Source organism: Arhodomonas aquaeolei DSM 8974 (assembly GCF_000374645.1).
In the GTDB taxonomy this organism is placed as follows: Bacteria; Pseudomonadota; Gammaproteobacteria; order Nitrococcales; family Nitrococcaceae; genus Arhodomonas; species Arhodomonas aquaeolei.
In genome coordinates this window covers 15,673-29,293 of the sequence record NZ_KB894816.1, presented here as the reverse complement: position 1 = coordinate 29,293, position 13,621 = coordinate 15,673, and the positions used below count along the sequence as shown (strand labels likewise).

The 13,621-nt window shown below is 71.6% G+C and carries 15 protein-coding genes; 7 read left to right on the top strand and 8 right to left on the bottom strand.

The window, feature by feature from the left end; all coding sequences use genetic code 11:
• Positions 1-46: 46 nt before the first annotated feature.
• Genes C516_RS20610 through C516_RS0114790 form a run of 4 tightly spaced genes read left to right on the top strand, consistent with a single transcriptional unit; the run spans position 47 to position 2,683 of the window.
• Entirely contained in the window at positions 47-541 is a 495-nt protein-coding gene (locus tag C516_RS20610; protein WP_018719194.1) for a DUF192 domain-containing protein, read from the top strand.
• Complete coding sequence (locus C516_RS0114800) at positions 538-1,161, top strand: LysE family translocator (RefSeq protein WP_018719193.1); 624 nt, start codon at positions 538-540, stop codon at positions 1,159-1,161. Before C516_RS20610 ends, C516_RS0114800 begins: the two co-directional genes overlap by 4 nt.
• Entirely contained in the window at positions 1,158-2,060 is a 903-nt protein-coding gene (locus tag C516_RS0114795) for a DMT family transporter (RefSeq protein WP_018719192.1), read from the top strand. Before C516_RS0114800 ends, C516_RS0114795 begins: the two co-directional genes overlap by 4 nt.
• Positions 2,061-2,104: 44 nt before the next feature.
• Complete coding sequence (locus tag C516_RS0114790) at positions 2,105-2,683, top strand: peroxidase-related enzyme (protein WP_018719191.1); 579 nt, start codon at positions 2,105-2,107, stop codon at positions 2,681-2,683.
• Here C516_RS0114790 and folX read toward each other — a convergent pair.
• The 3 genes from folX to C516_RS0114775 form a co-directional block, all read right to left on the bottom strand.
• Positions 2,680-3,057 (bottom strand): dihydroneopterin triphosphate 2'-epimerase, encoded by a 378-nt coding sequence (folX, locus tag C516_RS0114785; protein WP_018719190.1) that lies wholly within the window; start codon positions 3,055-3,057, stop codon positions 2,680-2,682. The two genes, C516_RS0114790 and folX, sit on opposite strands and share 4 nt — an antisense overlap.
• Positions 3,058-3,063: 6 nt before the next feature.
• Positions 3,064-3,621, bottom strand: coding sequence for a GTP cyclohydrolase I FolE (gene folE / locus C516_RS0114780; RefSeq protein WP_018719189.1), 558 nt, complete (start codon positions 3,619-3,621; stop codon positions 3,064-3,066).
• Positions 3,622-3,699: 78 nt separating this feature from the next.
• Entirely contained in the window at positions 3,700-4,179 is a 480-nt protein-coding gene (locus C516_RS0114775; RefSeq protein ID WP_018719188.1) for a hypothetical protein, read from the bottom strand.
• Between the two features lie 138 nt (positions 4,180-4,317).
• On the opposite strand from C516_RS0114775, the gene C516_RS0114770 reads away from it, so the two are divergent.
• From C516_RS0114770 to C516_RS0114760, 3 genes are read left to right on the top strand one after another with little or no spacing between them, the layout of a single operon-like run.
• A complete protein-coding gene (locus C516_RS0114770; protein WP_018719187.1) occupies positions 4,318-4,917 on the top strand; it encodes a nitroreductase family protein in 600 nt (199 codons plus the stop codon).
• Between the two features lie 13 nt (positions 4,918-4,930).
• On the top strand, positions 4,931-7,186 hold the full coding sequence (locus C516_RS0114765; protein WP_018719186.1) for a glycoside hydrolase family 15 protein: 2,256 nt from the start codon (positions 4,931-4,933) through the stop codon (positions 7,184-7,186).
• The gene (locus C516_RS0114760; protein ID WP_040409612.1) at positions 7,183-8,478 is read left to right on the top strand and encodes a glycosyltransferase; all 1,296 of its coding nucleotides are present in this window, start codon (positions 7,183-7,185) and stop codon (positions 8,476-8,478) included. The genes C516_RS0114765 and C516_RS0114760 overlap by 4 nt, the downstream gene beginning before the upstream one ends.
• 6 nt (positions 8,479-8,484) lie before the next feature.
• On the opposite strand, the gene lhpI is transcribed toward C516_RS0114760, so the two are convergent.
• From lhpI to C516_RS0114735, 5 genes are all read right to left on the bottom strand, one after another.
• Entirely contained in the window at positions 8,485-9,432 is a 948-nt protein-coding gene (gene lhpI, locus C516_RS0114755) for a bifunctional Delta(1)-pyrroline-2-carboxylate/Delta(1)-piperideine-2-carboxylate reductase (protein WP_018719184.1), read from the bottom strand.
• Positions 9,433-9,471: 39 nt separating this feature from the next.
• Entirely contained in the window at positions 9,472-10,212 is a 741-nt protein-coding gene (gene pgeF, locus C516_RS0114750) for a peptidoglycan editing factor PgeF (protein WP_018719183.1), read from the bottom strand.
• Positions 10,213-10,351: 139 nt separating this feature from the next.
• Positions 10,352-11,479 (bottom strand): enoyl-CoA hydratase/isomerase family protein, encoded by a 1,128-nt coding sequence (locus C516_RS0114745; protein WP_018719182.1) that lies wholly within the window; start codon positions 11,477-11,479, stop codon positions 10,352-10,354.
• Positions 11,480-11,669: 190 nt separating this feature from the next.
• Positions 11,670-12,452 (bottom strand): enoyl-CoA hydratase, encoded by a 783-nt coding sequence (locus C516_RS0114740; protein ID WP_018719181.1) that lies wholly within the window; start codon positions 12,450-12,452, stop codon positions 11,670-11,672.
• Positions 12,449-13,609, bottom strand: coding sequence for an acyl-CoA dehydrogenase family protein (locus C516_RS0114735; protein WP_018719180.1), 1,161 nt, complete (start codon positions 13,607-13,609; stop codon positions 12,449-12,451). The genes C516_RS0114740 and C516_RS0114735 overlap by 4 nt, the downstream gene beginning before the upstream one ends.
• Positions 13,610-13,621 lie beyond the last annotated feature (12 nt).

The window sequence follows — 13,621 nt, the reverse complement described above, 5'->3', positions numbered from 1 at the left end:
TTCCGCGGGCTGCCCAAGCCGGGCGGCGGCTGGCATACTCGCGGTCATGCGTGCCGCACCCCGTATACTCCTGATCGCTTTCGTCACCGTTGGCGTGCTCGTCTTCGGCCGGCCCGGTCCGGCCGGGGGGGACGACCCGGAGTCCCGCGGTCTGGCGGTCTGGCGGGGCATGGAGCAGGCCCGGGTGATCCTGCCCGGCGATGCCGGCGCGTTGACGGTGCGCGTCGCCGACGAGGGCGACGAACGGGCCCAGGGCATGCAGTACGTGCCCGCCCCGGAGATCCGCCGTAATCCCATCTGGTTCAGCTATCCCGCCAGCCGGGTAACGCACTGGCACATGCACAACGTGGCCCTGCCGCTGGACATCGTCTGGATGGATGCGGACGGGCGCATTCTCGAGATCGCCCGTATGGAGCCCGGCCGGGATGGCTACCGTTCGCCCCCGGGCGTGCGTCACGCCCTGGAGCTCGCCGCCGGTACGGCGCGTCGCCTCGGCCTGGAGGTCGGCGACCGGCTGACCCCGCCCGGGCTGGTGCGATGACGCTGGCCGCGTGGCTCGCGCTGGCCGGGGTGTGCGTGCTCGGTGCCGTCTCTCCGGGGCCGAGCCTGGCGGTGGTGGTGCGTCACAGCGTGCGCCGCTCCCGGGCCCACGGGCTCGCGGCGGCCCTGGCCCACGCGCTGGGGGTGGGCGTATACGCGCTGCTGACCACCCTGGGCCTGGCGGCGGTGGTGACCGCGGACCCGCTGGTCTACCACGGTCTCGCCCTCGCCGGTGCGGCCTATCTCGCCTGGCTGGGGATCGGTGCGTTGCGCAGCGGGGGCGCGGCGCTGGAAGGGGCCGCCGGAGCGACGGTGCCCGTCGGCGTGGCCGGCGCCGCCCGTGACGGCTTCCTCATGGCCTTCCTCAATCCCAAGATCGCCGTGTTCTTCCTCGCGCTGTTCAGCCAGTTCGTCCATGCGGACATGGGCGTGGCCGAGGTCGGGGTGTTCTGGGCCACGGCCACGGTGGTGGACGGCGGCTGGTACGCGCTGGTGGCGACGGCGCTGACCCGCGGCCGCGTGCTTGCGTGGCTGCGCGGGCATGCGCTCTGGGTGGACCGGTTGACCGGAGTGGTGCTGCTGGTGCTCGCGGCGGTGACGCTGACACGGGTGCTCTCGTGAGCGCCGCGGCTGACGAGACGGGCCGGTCGCGGGCGGTGGCGCTGCTGGCGCTGTGTGCCACGGCGGTGTTCTGGGCGTCCGCCTTCCCGGCGGCCAAGGCGACCCTGGCCTACTACACGCCGATGGAGACGGTGTTCCTGCGTCTGTCCGTGGCCGGGCTGTGCTTCGCGCTGGTGCTCGTGCCCCGCGGGCGTGCCCGGCCCGCGGACTGGCGGCTCCTGCCGCGCATCGCCGTGCTCGGGCTGATCGGGGTGTTCGGCTACCAGAGCCTGCTGGCCGCGGGGCAGACGACGATAACCGCGAGTGCCGCGGGGCTGGTGATCACGGCGGTGCCGGTGTGCACGGCGCTGCTGGCGGCGCTGGTTGCCGGCGAACGGTTGCGTCCGCCGGCCTGGGCCGGGCTGGCCCTGGGGGCGCTCGGGGTGACGGTCATTACCCTCAACGAGGGGCTCGATCTCGGCAGCGTGCGCGGTGTGGGGCTGATCATCCTCGCCGCCGGGGTCACCGCGGTGTATTTCGTCTACCAGAAGCCGGTGCTGCGCGCGGAGCGGCCCACCGTGTTCCTCGCCTGGGCGGTGTGGATCTCGCTGGTGGCGAGCCTGCCGGTACTGCCGGGGCTGCCCGAGCGGGTGGCGGCGGCGCCGCTGGAGCCGACCCTCGCCGGCGTGTACCTCGGTGTCTTTCCGATGGCGCTCGGCTACGGATGCTATACCTTCGGGCTCTCGCGGCTGCCTGCAAGCATCGCCACGAGCTTCATCTATCTCCAGCCCCCGATATCGGTGCTGATCGCCTGGCTGTGGCTGGGCGAAACACCCACGGGACTGATATTCGCCGGCGGCGCACTGGCGCTCGCCGGCGTGGCCCTGGTCACCCGCTACGGGGTGGGCGGGCGGCGTTGAGCCGCCCGCGCCCCGGGCGTGAATCCCCGCGAGGAGGAGCCGTCATGACCCAGCCTGATCACGTCACTGCCCTGGACCTGCCCTTAATGGACCCGGCGTCCATGGACGAGGACATGCGCCGCTACCTGGCCGTCTGCCAGGAGAAGCTGGGCATGGTGCCCAACGTGCTGCGTGCCTACAGCTTCGATCAGAACAAGCTGCGCAACTTCGTGTCCTTCTACAACGAGCTCATGCTCGGCGACTCCGGTCTCAGCCGCCTGGAGCGGGAGATGATCGCGGTGGTCGTCTCCTCGGTGAACCGTTGCTACTATTGCCTCGTCGCCCACGGGCAGGCGGTACGGGCGCTCTCCGGAGACCCGACGCTGGGTGAGATGCTGGTGATGAACTACCGCGTCGCCGAGCTCGAGGCGCGTTCCGTGGCCATGCTGGATTTCGCCGTGGCGCTCACCGAGGATCCGGAGTCCGTGGGCGAGGCGGACCGGGACGTGCTGCGCGATACCGGGTTCAGCGACCGCGAGATCTGGGACATCGCCGCGGTGGCCGCCTTCTTCAACATGACCAACCGCCTCGCCGCCGGGGTGGACATGATGCCCAACCCGGAATACCACGCGATGGACCGCTAGCGCGCGTCGTCGTCCCGATGGGCGGCCATGGCCAGCGATACGGAGTCGGAGAAGCGCAGGGCATGGGGCTTGTCGACCTCCACCTCCGCGCGCCGGACCTCCGGCGGTGCCATGGCGATGTCGAGGATGTCGCTCACCAGCTTCTCGAGCAGCAGGAAGCGGTTGTCCTCGACGTGGGCGATGATGCGCTTGGTGATGCCCTTGTAGTCCAGGGCGTGGTCGACGTCATCGCTGCGCGCCGCCGGCAGGGCGTCGTAGTCGATGGTGACGTTGACCACCACGTCCTGGCGCTTTTCCTGCTCCTCGGTGTTGAAGCCGATGAACGTGCGCAGGCGCAGGTCCTTGATGCGAATGCGCGAGAGCTCGTGGCGCATCCCGTGTCACCCCGACTTGATGAGCTGCAGGAACTCGTTGCGCGTCGACTGCGAGTGCCGGAAGGTGCCGAGCATCACCGACGTGCTCATCTCCGAGTTCTGCTTGGATACCCCGCGCATCATCATGCACATGTGTCGGGCCTCGATCTGCACGCCGACGCCCCGGGCACCGGTGACGCTCTGCACCGCCTCGGCGATCTCGCGGGTGAGCTGTTCCTGGATCTGCAGCCGGCGGGCATACATGTCCACGATGCGCGCCACCTTGGAGAGCCCGAGTACGCGGCCGTCCGGGATGTAGGCGACCTGGGCGCGGCCGAAGAACGGCAGCAGGTGGTGTTCACACAGCGAGTACAGCTCGATGTTGCGCACGATGATCATCTCGTCGAGATCCGACTCGAACAGTGCGCCGTTGACCAGCGTGCCGAGGTCCTGCTGGTAGCCCTCGGTAAGGTACTCGAACGCCTTAGCGGCGCGCTCCGGGGTCTTCGCCAGGCCCTCCCGGTCGACGTCCTCGCCGATGCCGGTGATGATCTGCTCGAAGTGGCTCGCAAGGGGGTGGGTCATCGTTCGTGTGCTGTCCTGCGTGTGTAAAGAGTTTGTAGCATGTTTTGGGTGTGCCTGTACAACCATGGTGCGCGCGGTTCAGCGCAGGGAAGAGGGACCGGCGCGCGGGCCACGCGGCACCGCGTCCGCTGCGCCGAGGTCCTCGATATGGCCGCGGTAGACGCGCAGCCATGCCGTGGCCTCCCGCACCAGATCCTCGGGAAGGGTCTCCGGCGTATCGTCCCGGGTTACACCGATCAGGCTGTAGCCGGACCAGCAGCGGATCCAGCCGTCACGTTCGGCGCGGTAGACACCCTCTCGCACCCGCAGCTCCGGCGCGGCACCGACCAGGGTCAGCGTCATCCCGAGGCTCGGCGGTGGCGGGTCCGGGGGTGCCGGCGCCGCCGGGGGCAGCACCCGCAGGCGCAGCCCGCGCAGCCGCAGTCGCGCGCTGGTGAACTCTAGACGGTGGAGCAGCGTGGCGCGAGCGTCCGCCAGCCGCGCCGCGAGCCAGGCCGGGTCGGCCCCCTCCGGCGGAATCACCGCCTCGGCCCAGTGGTGGTAACTGTCTATCGCCATGCCGCGAAGATCCTCAAATCGGGAAAAGTACCCAGCCCGCGGATGGCTTTCAACGTTGGTCCGACCATCGTACCGCCGGCCTGGGTCGCGTACGGCATGGTATCCTGATCCATCACTGATCGGCATGGGGACGCGTTCATGGCAGCGCAGACGCAGGCAGGCGCGGTGCGTGCCGCCGATGCGGCAACACCGGAGCAGGCGGCGGAGCTCCTCCGTACGCGGCGCACCATCAACCGCTTCCGCCAGGAGCCACCGCCGCGCGAGGCCGTGCTCCGGGCACTGGACCTCGCGCGCTGGGCCCCCAACCACCACCTAACCGAACCCTGGCACTTCTATCTCATCGGCGAGGAGACCCGGCGCGGCATCATCGACTTGAACACCGAGATGCTCACCGCCACCAAGGGGGCGGAGGCCGCCGAGGGCAAGCGCCGCAACTGGGAGGCCAAGCCCGGCTGGCTCGCGGTGAGCTGCGATCACTCCAGCGACGAGCTCCAGGCGTGGGAGGATTACGCCGCCTGTGCCTGCGCGATCCACAATATCGCGCTGTCGCTGTGGAGCGAGGGCATCGGCATGAAGTGGTCAACCGGGCCGGTGATCCGCGATGCCCGCTTCTACGACCTGCTGTGGATCGACCCGGATATCGAGATGGTGATCGCGCTGATCTGGTACGGCTACCCGGACGAGTCCCCGGTAACCCACCGGGAATCCCTGGAATGCAGCCTCGTCGAGCTGCCCTGAGACGGAGGTCGCGTTGCGCTGGAGCTGGCTGCCCTGGAGATTCCTCATCCGGCGGGCCGCCCGGGCCCACGGCTTCCTCGATCCCCTGGCGCTGATCGCGCGGCTGCAGCGTTTCGCCCAACCCTCGGAGGTCTCCGAGCCCATCGAGCTGCTGCGCGCGGGCGTGGTCTTCCACGCCCGCGGCCTGATCAATACCCGGGTGATCCAGCACAACCTGGACTGGGTGTGGCCCTACTGGATCGAGCGCCAGTTCGACCCGGCGAGCGACGCCTTCCTGCCGCGGGCCTTCTCCGTCACCCACGTCAACCTCACCCACCGCAACTGGACCGCCGTGGGCCAGCCGGACCACGCGGGGTTGCCCATCGTGGACCCGCGTGGGCTGGTCACACCCTTCTACGACGGCCCCTCGCTGGACGCCTGGGTGCTCGGTGACGACGGCGAGCGCCTCTACCCCTCGCGTGAGACCCACGCCTCGCAGTACGTCGACCTCGATGACGACGGTGCCGTGGTCACGGAGGTGGTGCGCAACGGTCTGCGCCTGCTGGCACGGGCGGTGGTGCGCCGCGAGTCCGGGCGGGCGGTGCTGGAACTCCACTACGAGGCGCGGGCCCAGTCCGGTGGCCACCTCGCCCTCGCGCTGAGGCCGTACAACCCCGAGGGGGTCAGTTTCGTCCACCACGCGGTGCTCGGCGAGGACGCCCGCGGCTGGCGCGTCGACGGGGAGTGGGACGTGCGCTTCGATACCGCCGCGGACCGGCACTACGTCTCCGACTACCGTCACGGCGACGTCGCCATCCACCTCGACGACCCGGACGCCGCGTCGGTGGCCGATTGCGATACCGGGCTCGCCACCGCGGCGGCGCTGTTCCGCATCGAGCCGGGCGGGGTGCGGCGGCTCGCCGTACGTGTACCGCTGAAAGAGGCGGATGCCACGGCGGCGGAAGGGGACTGGCGCGAGTCGCTGGCCGGGACGGCACGGCTCACCGTGCCGGATGCGCGGGTGCGCTTCCTCTACGACAACGCCCTGCGTACCGTCATGCTCCACACCGTGGAGGACTGCTACCCGGGGCCCTACACATACAAACGCTTCTGGTTCCGGGATGCGGCCTTCATCGTGCATGCCCTGCTGCACGCCGGCCTGACCGCCCGCGCCCGGCGCATGCTCGGCCTCTTCCCGGAACGTCAGCACCGCACCACCGGTTACTTCCACTCCCAGGACGGCGAGTGGGACGCCAACGGCGAGGCCATGTGGATCCTCGCGCGCTACCACGAGGTCACCGGCGAGGCGCTGCCCGAGTCGTGGTTGCAGGCCCTGCGGCGCGGAGGGCGCTGGATCGCGCGCAAGCGCACGGAGCCGGGCGGCGGGACGGCTCACGCGGGGCTGCTGCCTGCCGGCTTCAGTGCCGAGCACTTCGGCCCCAACGATTACTACTACTGGGACGACTACTGGTCGGTGGCCGGCCTCGAGGCGGCCGCCGGCGTGCTCGAGGGCCATGGCGACGGCGAGCGTGCCCGGGCGTTCCGGGACGAGGCCGGCGACCTGCGTGACACGCTGGAGCGCTGCCACGAGCGCGATGCCGAGCGCCTGGGACGCCCCCTGGTCCCGGCATCGCCCTATCGGCGCATGGACGCCGGCGCCGTCGGTGCGCTCGTCGCGGGCTATCCCCTGCGGCTGTTGCCGGCGTGCGATGCGCGGCTGCTGGGCACCGCGGACTGGCTCATGGACAACGCCCGGGTCCACGGCGGCTTCTTCCAGGACATGATCCACTCCGGGATCAACGCCTACCTGACCCTGCACCTGGCGCAGGTGCTCATGCGCGCCGGCGACCCGCGCTGCCACGAGCTCATGCGCGTGGTGGCCGGGCTGGCGACGCCCACCGGCCAGTGGCCGGAGGCCATCCACCCGCGCACCTTGGGTGGCTGCATGGGGGACGGGCAGCACGTCTGGGCCGCGGCGGAGTGGCTGGTCTACCTGCGCGACGCGTTCGTGCGCGAGGAGGGCGAGCGCCTGGTGCTCGCTTCGGGGGTGCCGCCCCAGTGGTTCGCGGCCGGCGAGCCCATGTCCTTCGGCCCGACGCCCACACGCTTCGGTCCGGTAACGGTGGACATCCGGCCCGCGACGGGTCATAACGGGGCCGTAGAGGTGTGCTGGCAGGCCGAGTGGCGCCGCCGGCCCGAGGGGGTGGATATCGCGCCGGCCGGGGTTGCGTCCGTTCGCGCCCGGGCGGAGGACGGCGCGGCGACCCTGCAATGGAGGGCCCCGGCATGAACATCCTCATGATGACCAATACCTACCTCCCCCACGTGGGCGGCGTCGCGCGCTCGGTGGACTCGTTCGCGCAGATGTATCGCGCCCGCGGTCACCGGGTGATGGTCGTGGCCCCGGAATTCGACGATGCGCCCCGGGACGAGCCCGACGTGGTGCGCATCCCGGCGCTGCAGAACTTCAACGGCAGCGACTTCTCCGTGGTGCTGCCGGTGCCGCGCTTCCTGGAGCGGGCGGTGATGCGCTTCGAGCCGGACATCGTCCACTCGCATCACCCGTTCCTCATCGGTTCGACCGCGCTGCGGCTGGCCTCGCTGTTCGACCTGCCGCTGGTGTTTACCCACCACACCATGTACGAACGCTACACGCACTACGTCCCGGGGGACTCCGCGGTGCTCCGGCGTTTCGTGGTGCAGCTCTCGACCAGCTACGCCAACCTCTGCGACCGGGTATTCGCCCCCAGCGAGAGCATCGCCGGTATCCTGGCCGCCCGGGGCGTGCACACGCCCATCGACGTCGTGCCCACGGGCGTGGATCTCGCCGCCTTCCGTGGCGGTGACGGGGCGGCCTTCCGTCGGCGGCTCGGCATCGATCCCGACGCATTCGTGATCGGCCACGTCGGCCGGCTGGCCCACGAGAAGAACCTCGGCTTCCTCGCCCGGGCGGTGGCGCGGGTGCTCGCGAACGCACCGCGGGCGCACTGCGTGATCGTCGGTGCCGGGGCGGCCGAGGACGAGATCCGCGAGGCGTGCCGGCGTGCCGGCGTGGCCGCCCGGCTGCACATGCCGGGCAAGCTGGTGCAGCCGGAGCTCGCCGACGCCTACGCGGCCATGGACCTGTTCGCCTTCGCCTCGCTCACCGAGACCCAGGGCGTGGTACTCGCCGAGGCCATGGCGGCCGGACTGCCGGTGGTGGCCATCGACGCGCCCGGTGCCCGCGAGGTCGTGCGCGACGGCGAGAACGGACGGCTGCTGCGGGACCCGGACGAGGCGGCGTTCGCTGCCGCGATCGAGGACGCCATGGTCCGCCGCGAGGGGGGCTGGGACGACTGGCTGGCGGCGGTCGCGGAGACCGCGCGATGCTATTCCCTCGAGGCCTGCGCGGACCGGGCGCTGGCGTTGTACCGGGACCTGGATGGCACCGAGGAGCCGGCGGACGAGGACCATGATCTCTGGCACATGAGTCTGCGCCGCATCCGTGCCGAGTGGGATCTGCTCAAGGGGGTGGCCCGGGCGGCGGGGACGTCGCTCGGCAACGAGTTCCGCAACCGCCGGGACCAGCGCGAGATCCGCTGACCCGGCTCAGGCGGGCTCGCCGGCCGCGCGCCAGACGGTGATCGCCGCCGCCAGGTCCTCCAGCGAGGCGCCGACGGACTTGAACAGGGTGATTTCGGCATCGTCGCGCCGCCCGGGGTGCGTGCCGCGGGCGAGTGCGGCGAGATCCGCCTGGATGCCGGTGTCGTAGTCGAAGGCACCGGCCTCCGCGGCCTGGCGCAGGTCCCCGGCCTCGCCGCGGGCCCCTGCCTCGGTGTCCACGAACACGGACGCGCGGCGCACGGCCTCGTCGTCGCTCTCGCGCATGTCCGCGCGGAACGCCCCGACCAGGTCGACGTGGGTGCCCGGCCGCAGCCACCCGCCGCGGACCAGCGGCTCGGTGGAGAGCGTCGCGCAGCTCACGATGTCCGCCTCGCCCACCGCGGCCTCGAGGTCCGTAACCGCCTCGCAGTCGATGCCCCGCTCCCGGCAGTCCGCCGCGACGGCCTGCGCTTTCTCGGGGTTGCGGCCCCAGATGCCCACGGAACGGATCGGCCGCACCGTGGCATGCGCCTCGACCAGCATGGGCGCCAGCGCCCCGGTGCCCGCGACCACCAGGCGTCCCGCGTCAGGCCGGGCGAGGTAGCGCGCGGCGAGCGCGGAGGCGGCGGCGGTGCGCCGGCGGGTGAGCTCGCTGCCCTCGATGCAGGCCAGCGGCTGGCCGGTCTCGCCGCTGCAGAGGAAGTAGACCCCGGAGATCGCCGGCAGGCCCCGCTCCGCGTTCTGGGGGAAGACGTGGGCCATCTTCACGCCGATGTAGCCGTCGTGCTCCCAGGCTGGCATCAGCAGCATGGTGGCCTCGCCGCCCGGGCGCGGGATCGCGTGATGGTGGCGTGGCGGGGCCTCGCAGCCCTCGCGGAACAGGGTCTCGATGCCGTCGATGAGCGCCGGCCAGGCGAGGGCCTCGGCGACGGCGTCAGCGCCGATGATCTGCATGGGTCGCAGTCTCCTTGTGCCGGGTTGGGTGGCTGGACCTCACCCCCGCCAGATCAGGCTGGCCATACGGCCGGTGCGCCCGTCCCGGCGGTAGGAGAAGAAACGCTCGGGGTCAGCATACGTGCACAGGCCACCGCCGTGAATCGAGCCCACGCCGGCGCCCGAGAGCCGGCGACGGGCCAGGGCGTAGAGGTCGGCTAGCCAGTGGCCCTCGCGCACCGGGCGGAAGCATTCCCGGGCGCCGGGGTCGGCCAGCAGGCAGGCCTCGCGGACGTCGTCGCCGATCTCGTAGGCCTCTGGGCCGATCGCCGGCCCGAGCCAGGCGATCAGCTCGTCGGGCGGGCCGGTCATGGCGGCGACGGTGTTTTCGAGGACGCCCGCGACGAGGCCCCGCCAGCCGGCATGGGCGGCGGCGACCTGGGTGCCGGCGCGGTCGCAGAGCAGCACCGGCAGGCAGTCGGCGGTGAGCACCGCGCAGACGACACCCGGCTGGTCGGTGACGCTGGCGTCCGCCCGGGTGGCGTCGCGGTCCACCGTGCCGGCGGAGACCACCCGCACGCCGTGGACCTGCGCCAGCCAGCGCGGCTCCTCCGGCAGGCCCAGGGCCTGGGCGAGGCGGGAGCGGTTGCCGGTGACGCTGAGCGCGTCGTCGCCGGTTCGGGCGCCGAGGTTCAGGCTGTCGAAGGGCGCGCGGCTGCTGCCGCCGATGCGGGTGGTGGCGGCGGCGTGCACGCGGCGGGGCGCCGGCCAGTCGGGCGTGATCCACGAGGGTGCGTTCATATCGGGCAGTCTACACCGTGGGTGGCGGGAGAAAGTGGTGGCCCGACAGGGGGCCGCCGCCCGGCGGCAGGGCGCCGCCGGGCGGGGCACGGAGGCCGCGGACGCGCCGGGCCCGGTACCGTGGGGACCTCCCGGGCGGTTACTCGGGGAGGTCGTCGAGCGGTGACGGATCGAGCCCCTCGGGGGCCTCGAAATGGGCATCCACCAAGGCGTCGTCCACCTCGGCGAGGGTCGCCGGGTTCCATCGCGGGTTCTGGTCCTTGTCCACCAGCAGGGCGCGGACGCCCTCAGGAAAGTCGTGGCGCCGGGTGCATTGCACGGACATGGCCAGCTCGCGCCGGAACACCTGCTTGAGCGAGAGGTGGCGGCCGCCGCGGAACTGCTCGAAGATCACCCGCGCGGAGGTCGGCGAGCCGAGTTCCAGGTTGCGGGTGGCGGTGGCCAGCCATTTGTCCTCCGGGCTGCTCTCGCGCATGGCCTCGAGGATGCCGGCGACGCTGTGCCGGTCGGTGACGTGGTCGATGAAGTCGATGTGCTCGAGCACGTTCGAGCGCGGGCGCTCGCCGCGGCAGCCGTCGGCGAAGCGGCGCAGCAGCAGCGAGAGGTGGCCGCGGTTGAGCTCGGGGTCGTCGTCCCAGGCCACGTCCGCGAGCGCGGCGAAGATGGCGTCGCGGTGCTCGGCGGTGATGAAGTAGTCCGCGAGGCTGGTGTAGAGGGCGTCCGCGGCGTTCATCCGCGCCCCGGTGAGGCCGAGGAAGAGGCCGACACGACCGGGCATGCGGTTGAGGAACCAGGTGCCGGCGACGTCCGGGTACAGCCCGATGGTGATCTCCGGCATGGCGATGCGCGAGGCCTCGGTGACCACCCGGTGGCTGCCGCCCACCATCATGCCGAGGCCGCCGCCCATGACGATGCCGTGGCCCCAGACCAGCAGGGGCTTGGGGTAGGTGTGGATGCGGTAGTCGAGGCGGTACTCCTGCTCGAAGAACTGTTCGCAGAAGGTGCTGCGCCCACCCTCGGCCTCCTGGATGGCGCGGTAGGTGGCGACAACGTCACCACCGGCGCAGAAGGCCTTTTCGCCGGCGCCGTGGAGCACCACGCAGGCGATGCCCGGGTCATCGGCCCAGCGCTCGAGCTGCGGGCGCAGGGCGGCGATCATGGCGGGGTTGAGGGCGTTGAGCGCCTTCTCGGCGTTCAGGCGCGCGAATCCCACGCGGCGGCCGTTGACGGCGCTGACCTCCTCGAAGATGACGGGCTGCTCGGACATTCGATGCTCCTTGGTGCAATCGGGTGAGCGGCCGTGCCCGGCCGCCGTTGCCGGGCATTGTGGCCGCCGGCCGGGCGGATGCCAATGCGCCCGGTATCGTGGCGTCTGCCGCGAAGGGACTGGTGGGTGCCGGAAGGCCCGCCAGGGCGCACCCCCGGCCGCCCCATCGCCGGGGCGGCCGGGTCCCGGTTTAGCCGTTACGCCACTGTGGTGGGCGCTTCTCCAGGAACGCGGCGACGCCCTCGCGCTGGTCGGCGGTGTCGAACAGGCGCACGAAGCGCTCGCGCTCGTCGGGGAGGTTGTCCGCCATGGGCCGCCGCTGGGCGCCGTCGATCAGGGCCTTGCAGTGGGCGACCGCGCTCGGGCTCTGGTTGCCGACCTGTTCGGCCAGCGCCAGCGCGCGCTCCAGGGCCTCGCCCCGGCCCACGGACTCCTCCACCAGGCCGATCCGCAGCGCCGTGGCGGTGTCGAGCTGCTCGCCGCAGAGGATGATGCGCTTGGCCCAGCCCTCGCCGACCAGCCGTGGCAGGCGCTGGGTCCCGCCGGCGCAGGGCAGCAGGCCGACCTTGGCCTCGGGCAGGGCGAGCTTCGCGTGCTCCTCGGCGATGCGGATGTCGCAGGCCAGTGCCACCTCCAGGCCGCCGCCCATGGCGAAGCCGTTGACGGCGGCGATCGCGACGCCGCGGAAGGCTGCCAGGGCCTCGAAGGCCTCGCCGAAGCGCCGGGCCATGTCGGCGGCGACGGCGGCATCGCCGTCGGCGAAGAGCTTGAGATCGGCGCCGGCGGAGAAGAATTTCTCGCCCTCGCCGGTGAGCACCAGCGCGTAGACGTCGCGGTCCGCGTTGAGCTCGGCGATCAGGCGGGCGAAGTCGATCAGGCCCTCCCGGGTCCAGGTGTTGGCCGGCGGGTTGGACATCGTCACCACCGCGGTGTGACCGCGCCGCTCGACGGTGAGGTTGGTGTAGTCGCTCATCGGATTGCCTCCGCGGCGTGGTCGGCGAGCATGCGGCGGCCGATGATGAGCCGCATGATCTCGTTGGTGCCCTCCAGGATCTGGTGCACGCGGGTATCGCGCACGTGCCGCTCCAGCGGGTACTCGCGGATGTAGCCGTAGCCGCCGTGGATCTGCAGCGCCTCGTTGCACACCCGGAAGCCCACGTCGGTGGCGAAGCGCTTGGCCATCGCGCAGTAGGTGGTCAGCTCCGGGTCGCCGCGGTCGAGCCGCCACGCGGCCAGGCGGACCATCTGCCGGGCGGCGACCAGCTCCGTGGCCATGTCCGCGAGCTTGAACTGCAGGGCCTGGAAGTCGGCCAGCGGCCGGCCGAACTGCCGGCGCTCGTGCATGTACCGACCTGCCGCCGCCAGCGCGGCCTGGGCGGTGCCCACCGAGCAGGTGGCGATGTTGATGCGGCCGCCGTCCAGCGCCTTCATGGCGAGGCGGAAGCCGTGGCCTTCCTCGGCGAGGAGGTTGTCCGCGGGCACGTGCACATCGTCGAAGGTGATGGAGCGGGTGGGCTGGCTGTTCCAGCCCATCTTCTCCTCCTTGCGCCCGTAGGAGATGCCCTCGAGGTTCGCGGGCACCGCGAACGCAGAGATCCCGCCGGGACCCTCGCCCCCGGTGCGCGCGAAGACCACGAGCACGTCGGTGTCGCCGGCGCCGGAGCTGAACACCTTGCCGCCGTTGAGCACGTAGTGGTCGCCGTCGCGGCGGGCGCTGGTGCGCAGGCTCGCGGCGTCGGAGCCGGCGCCGGGCTCGGTGAGGCAGTACGAGCCCAGGCGCTGCCCGGAGGTGAGCGCCTCGCCCCACTCGGCGACGACGGACTCGCTGCCCCAGGTGGTGATCATCCAGGTGACCATGTTGTGGATGGTCAGGAACGCCGCCGTCGACGTGCAGCCGCCGGCGAGCTCCTCGAAGATGATCGCCGCGTCCAGCCGTGGCAGACCGAGACCGCCGGCGGTCTCGTCGGCGTAGATGCCGCAGAAGCCGAGCTCGCCGGCGTGGGCGAGCACGTCCTTGGGGAAGTGGCCCTCCGCGTCCCAGCGCGCGGCGTTGGGGGCGAGCTCGTTGGCGGCGAACTCGCGCGCTGCTTCCTGGAAGGCGGTCTGCTCGTCGTTCAGGGAGAAGTCCATGGGCGTGCCTCC

What these genes read in the sequence shown, in the direction of transcription:
- C516_RS20610 (WP_018719194.1), top strand. Translation starts at nt 47, where the DNA reads ATGCGTGCCGCACCCCGTATACTCCTGATCGCTTTCGTCACCGTTGGC.
- C516_RS0114800 (WP_018719193.1), top strand. Translation starts at nt 538, where the DNA reads ATGACGCTGGCCGCGTGGCTCGCGCTGGCCGGGGTGTGCGTGCTCGGT.
- C516_RS0114790 (WP_018719191.1), top strand. Translation starts at nt 2,105, where the DNA reads ATGACCCAGCCTGATCACGTCACTGCCCTGGACCTGCCCTTAATGGAC.
- folX (WP_018719190.1), bottom strand. Translation starts at nt 3,057, where the DNA reads ATGCGCCACGAGCTCTCGCGCATTCGCATCAAGGACCTGCGCCTGCGC.
- folE (WP_018719189.1), bottom strand. Translation starts at nt 3,621, where the DNA reads ATGACCCACCCCCTTGCGAGCCACTTCGAGCAGATCATCACCGGCATC.
- C516_RS0114775 (WP_018719188.1), bottom strand. Translation starts at nt 4,179, where the DNA reads ATGGCGATAGACAGTTACCACCACTGGGCCGAGGCGGTGATTCCGCCG.
- C516_RS0114770 (WP_018719187.1), top strand. Translation starts at nt 4,318, where the DNA reads ATGGCAGCGCAGACGCAGGCAGGCGCGGTGCGTGCCGCCGATGCGGCA.
- C516_RS0114760 (WP_040409612.1), top strand. Translation starts at nt 7,183, where the DNA reads ATGAACATCCTCATGATGACCAATACCTACCTCCCCCACGTGGGCGGC.
- lhpI (WP_018719184.1), bottom strand. Translation starts at nt 9,432, where the DNA reads ATGCAGATCATCGGCGCTGACGCCGTCGCCGAGGCCCTCGCCTGGCCG.
- pgeF (WP_018719183.1), bottom strand. Translation starts at nt 10,212, where the DNA reads ATGAACGCACCCTCGTGGATCACGCCCGACTGGCCGGCGCCCCGCCGC.
- C516_RS0114745 (WP_018719182.1), bottom strand. Translation starts at nt 11,479, where the DNA reads ATGTCCGAGCAGCCCGTCATCTTCGAGGAGGTCAGCGCCGTCAACGGC.
- C516_RS0114740 (WP_018719181.1), bottom strand. Translation starts at nt 12,452, where the DNA reads ATGAGCGACTACACCAACCTCACCGTCGAGCGGCGCGGTCACACCGCG.
- C516_RS0114735 (WP_018719180.1), bottom strand. Translation starts at nt 13,609, where the DNA reads ATGGACTTCTCCCTGAACGACGAGCAGACCGCCTTCCAGGAAGCAGCG.